The organism is Micromonospora sp. ATA51 (assembly GCF_016802855.1).
Lineage (GTDB): Bacteria > Actinomycetota > Actinomycetes > Mycobacteriales > Micromonosporaceae > Micromonospora > Micromonospora sicca.
The window spans coordinates 1-4,555 of sequence record NZ_JAEVHJ010000429.1 but is presented as its reverse complement, the minus strand read 5'-3'; the positions used below and the strand labels follow the sequence as shown (position 1 = coordinate 4,555).

The window sequence follows — 4,555 nt, the reverse complement described above, 5'->3', positions numbered from 1 at the left end:
CCGCCGGCGGCGGGAGGCCCGGGTCGACGACCTCCTCGCCGCCTGGCCGTGGATCCGGTGCCGGCCGACACCCCGACCGCCGCCGCGGCCGTGCCCGGCAACGGGGTGCCGGCGACCCGGGTGGCCACCGGCGTCACGGACGCCCCGGCCGAGCCGCCGTCCGAGCGGAGTGCGGCCTGACCGCGGCTCAGATCAGCGCGTCGACCACGGTGGTGGCCCGCTCCTCGTGCTTGGCGTACGCGTCGGGGAAGGCGGAGACCTGCACGGACTGGGCGGCCTCGGTGATGCTGAGGTCCGCCCAGCCGGGCACCTCGAGCAGCGCCGCGTAGAACGCCCGGGCCGCGTACGCCGGGCGCATCAGCTCGGCGACGCTGCCCCAGCCGCTGCTGGGCCGCTGCTGGAACAGCCCGACCGAGTCGTGGTCGGCGCCGCTGCCCTGGTGCGGATAGTCGTACGACTCGGGCAGCACGTCGCTGGCCAGGTTGTAGAGGTTGCTCTCCTGCATCGCGGTGGCGATGGCCACGATGAGCCCGCGGCGCGGCAGCTTCATGTCCCGCCCGACGTCGACGATCACCTTGGCGTTGTCCATCTGGCGCTGGTCCAGGCCGGCGACCGGCCGTGGGCGCTTCGGCCGCACCGGCTTCCGGGGGGCCTTCTTCGTCGGCTTGGGGCTCGGGGTAGCGGCCGGCACCGGGGTGACCGGCACGGCGACCGGCGGCGCGGTCCGCTCGAAATCCCGGGAGGCGCGCTGCTCGGCCTCGGCGGCGGCCGCCGCCCGGTCCGCCATCACCTCGCGTACGGGCTCGTGGCGCTGCCCGGTGTCCCGGGCGCCGACGACGGCGACCAGGCCGAGACAGCAGGTCACGCCGGTGGCGACGGCAATCCGGGCCGAGGTCGAGGCGAGAGGTCCGCGGCGCGGCGGTTCCGGGGCCCGGTGTCGCCCGATCGTCCTTTCGGCTGACGCGACATCGGTGGTACGGCCGGTGGGCGGCGTCTCGGTCTGCTTCTGCTCGGGGGAGTCGTCGGGATGCACTCGCCGAGGCTAGAGAGCATCCCGTCGCTTGCCATCGGGCCGGTTGATGGCATGCGTCACAATTTGCCATGATCCGCGGGGGCATTACCCTCGCGAAATCACGAAGCAGGCTCATCACTCGTTTCGGATCTGTCGGCTATTAACGATCCGCCAGGGCGAAGCGGGCGTAAGATCATCTTCGGTGCGCGACGCGCGGCCCTCCTCCGTTCGGCCCATGGGTCACCCCGCCGACCTGCCGGCGATCGGTCCCCCGGAGGTGCCGGTCCGTCAGGCCGTACCCCGGTCGACCCGGCTGCCGCCGTCGGCCCGCCGGGGCCATTCCCGGCTCGATACGATGCGGACGGTGACGGAGGGCATGATCGACGAGCGGACGACCGATGCATCACACGGCCGCGGGGACCGGCGGGGGTTGCTCGTCTGCCTGCTCGCCGGCCTGCTCGCCGCACTGCTCGGCGGCCACCGCGCGATCCCCAACGTGCACGGTTTCGGCAGCCTGGTCGACAGCGCCACCCCGCTGCTCGGCCTCGGCGTACCACCACTCGCGCTCGCTGCCGCGCTGCGCCGGTCCCGGCGGGCGCTCGCGGCGGTGCTGCTCCCGGCGGTGGTCTGGGCGGCGCTCTACGGCGGCGCGTGGCTCCCACCGGCGGCCGGGGCCGGCCCGGCCGCGATCCGCGTCGCCAGCCAGAACCTCCGGTCCGGCAATCCCGACCCCGCCGCCACCGTGGCCCCGCTCGCCGGCTCCGGCGCCGACCTGATCGCGCTCCAGGAGGTCGACGAGGAGGACCCGGTCGACGCCGCGCTGCGCCGGCGGTACCCGCACCAGGCCACGGTGTCGACCGTCGCCCTGTGGAGCCGGTGGCCGATCCGGGACTCCGCCGGCGTGGACACCGGACTGGGCTGGACCCGGGCGCTGCGCGCCGTGGTCGCCGCCCCGGGCGGCGACCTGGTGGTCTACGTCGTCCACCTGGGCTCCGCCCGGGCGGGGCACACCGCCACCCGGGACGAGACCCTCACCGCCCTGGCCGCGACCGTCCGCGACGACCACGCCCCCCGGCTGGTCGTGCTCGGCGACCTGAACACCGCCGCCACCGACCGGGTCTTCGTGCCGCTCACCCGGCTGCTGCACGACGCGCAGGCGGACGCCGGGCAGGGCTTCGGCTTCACCTGGCCGGCCCAGCTGCCGGTGACCCGCCCCGACCACGTGCTCTACCGCGGGCTCACCCCGACGGCGGCCGGCGTGCTGCGCACCCCGGACAGCGACCACCGGGCCGTGACCGCCGGCTTCCGCTGGTGAGCCCGGCGGCTCAGTGCCGGCCGTTCTCCGCCGGGGTGACCGTGAGCCGGTGCCGGCTGTTGTCGCCGCTGGAGAAGGGCCAGAGCCGGTCGGCGTACGCGACCAGGTCGGCCAGCTGTTCCCGGGTCAGCCCGGCCGAGGAGATCTCGGCGTGCACGTCGGCCCGGTAGCGGCCGTCGTCGTCACGCCCCAGTCTGGCCTCCGCGGTCACCTGGACCGTGTGCGCTTCGTCGGTGATGTCGGCGGCGGCCTCCACCGCCGCGTGATGCAGGCAGGACGCGAACGCGGCGGCGAGCAACTGCTCGGGCTTCAGCCCGGTGCAGTGCGGCGCCAGCGGCGACGCGAGGGCGGTGGAGAGGCCACCGTCGTCCGTACGTACATGTCCGCCCGCGGCGGTCGCGGTGGCCTCGTGCAGCCAGGAACTCGGATCCGGCATCGCGTTCCTCCCGTCACTCACCCGCCCGGCTACCCGGCCCCCGCCGGGTGAAACCGGGCCGGGGCCCGGGGAGGCTCAGCTGGCCCACTCCCTGGGCTGCCGGTCGACGGCCATCGCCTCGGTGGCCTCGGCGGCCGCCCGGTCGGTCCACGCGGAGACCGGCGCGGTCCGCTGCCGGGGCGCCGCCGTCACCATCGGCACGTAGACCCGGGCGTCCACCACCTCGGCGAGCAGCAGCGCGGCCATCAGGCTGCTGGGGCGCTGCGCCGGGTCGTCGGCCAGGCAGCGCCGGCACAGGTCGGCGACCTCTGCCGGCAGGCCGTCGATCTCCGGCAGCGGCTCCGGCGCTGCCGCTTCCGCGCGCCCAGCAGTTGGGTGGTGCTGCTGGCGGCGTACGGCAGGCGGCCGGTCAGGCAGTAGTAGAGCAGCACGCCGAGGGCGTACATGTCCGCGGCGGGGGTGGCCGGCTGCCGGTCCAGCTGCTCCGGGGCCAGGTAGGCCGGGGTGCCCACCACGATGCCGTCCGGGGTGTGGTCCGTCGCGCCGGCCGAGGTGGCGATGCCGAAGTCGAGGACCTTCACGCCCGACGGCGTGAGGATCACGTTGGCCGGCTTCACGTCGCGGTGCACGATGCCGTGCGCGTGCGCGGCGGCCAGGGCGGCGCTCACCTCGGCGCAGACCCGGACGGCGATCCGCCAGTCCAGCGGGCCCGCCCGCAGGTGGGCGGCCAGCGTCTCGCCCTCGGCCAGCTCCATCACGATGTAGGGCGCCTCGCGGCCGGGCATGGCCGTCGAGGTGCCGAAATCGTGCACGCTGGCCACGTTCGGGTGCACCAGCCGGGCTGCCGAGCGGGCCTCGGACCGGATCCGCTCCACCGATGTCGCCTCGTCGTCCAGGCTGGGCGAGATCAGCTTCACCGCGACCGTCCGGTCCAGCACGAGGTCGTGGGCCCGCCAGACCTCCGACATCCCGCCGACGCCGACCCGCTGTTCGAGCTCGTACCGCCCGCCCAGCGTCCTCATCGACCACTCCTCGTCCTCGTCCCGCCCCGGCCCGATCCGGCGCTTCGGGACGCGGTACCCGGGGCCCGAGCTGGGCAAACCGCCCCGGGTTTACCGGCCGGGGCCGGCCGCGGCGGGGTAGCTTCCCCTCCAGGGGCACGGTGACCACGGGTGCCGGCCCGAGGATGGAGGGTGTGCGGGTGGCTGAGGTGCGCGTACGGTTCGTCGGCGGCCGCCCACGACCTGGTCCGGGAGTTGCCGGCCGACCCCGACGGCGCGCCGCCGCAGTGGTGGATCATGCGCCATCCCGGCCATGCCGCGCCGCCGGCCGGCGGCGGACCGGACCACCTCTACGAGCGGGACCACCGGGACGGGTACGGCACCTGGACCATGCGGTTCGTCCGCACCGACCCGCTCGGCGCGACCGAGTGAGGCGCGGCGGTCAGGCCGGGCCGCGCCGGTGGTGCCGAGGATGACCGAGGCGACCAGCTCCGGGTCGTCGTGCATCGGCACGTGGCCGCAGCCGGTGAGGTCGAGGTGGCGGGCCTCCGGCAGCCGGGAGCGGGCCACCGCGGCCTGCCGGTACGGCAGGATCCGGTCCCGGGTGGCCCAGGCGACGGTCACCGGGACGGTCGGCGCGCCGGTGCGGGCGTAGCCGCGCCCGGCCAGGCCGGGACGCCCTGCCCGGCCAGCCACTCCGGGCCGTCGGGACCGCGGACCAGCGCGGCCACCGCGAGCATCGCGGCCCAGGTCGCGTCGGGCGCGGCGACCGCCACCGCCGTCCACGGCGA

General features: G+C 75.9%; 4 protein-coding genes and 3 pseudogenes. 3 read left to right on the top strand and 4 right to left on the bottom strand.

Going from position 1 to position 4,555, the window contains the following annotated elements; genetic code table 11:
* Positions 1-180 (top strand): annotated as a pseudogene (locus JNW87_RS35135) (hypothetical protein); the annotation flags it as partial.
* 7 nt (positions 181-187) lie between these two features.
* Here the strand turns inward: JNW87_RS35135 and JNW87_RS35130 are convergent.
* On the bottom strand, positions 188-1,033 hold the full coding sequence (locus JNW87_RS35130; RefSeq protein ID WP_201749913.1) for a hypothetical protein: 846 nt from the start codon (positions 1,031-1,033) through the stop codon (positions 188-190).
* A gap of 343 nt (positions 1,034-1,376) precedes the next feature.
* Here JNW87_RS35130 and JNW87_RS35125 point away from each other — a divergent pair, with 343 nt between their 5' ends.
* A complete protein-coding gene (locus JNW87_RS35125) occupies positions 1,377-2,327 on the top strand; it encodes an endonuclease/exonuclease/phosphatase family protein (protein ID WP_236648419.1) in 951 nt (316 codons plus the stop codon).
* A 10-nt stretch (positions 2,328-2,337) separates the two neighbouring features.
* Here the strand turns inward: JNW87_RS35125 and JNW87_RS35120 are convergent, their stop codons facing one another.
* Both JNW87_RS35120 and JNW87_RS40315 read right to left on the bottom strand, forming a co-directional pair.
* Complete coding sequence (locus JNW87_RS35120) at positions 2,338-2,763, bottom strand: OsmC family protein (protein ID WP_109804628.1); 426 nt, start codon at positions 2,761-2,763, stop codon at positions 2,338-2,340.
* A gap of 75 nt (positions 2,764-2,838) precedes the next feature.
* Positions 2,839-3,785, bottom strand: a pseudogene (locus tag JNW87_RS40315) (serine/threonine-protein kinase).
* A gap of 171 nt (positions 3,786-3,956) precedes the next feature.
* On the opposite strand from JNW87_RS40315, the gene JNW87_RS35105 reads away from it, so the two are divergent.
* Positions 3,957-4,196, top strand: a complete 240-nt coding sequence (locus JNW87_RS35105) for a hypothetical protein (protein WP_238455174.1) — start codon at positions 3,957-3,959, stop codon at positions 4,194-4,196.
* Between the two features lie 57 nt (positions 4,197-4,253).
* On the opposite strand, the pseudogene JNW87_RS41855 reads toward JNW87_RS35105, so the two are convergent.
* Positions 4,254-4,550, bottom strand: a pseudogene (locus JNW87_RS41855) (alpha/beta fold hydrolase); the annotation flags it as partial.
* Positions 4,551-4,555 lie beyond the last annotated feature (5 nt).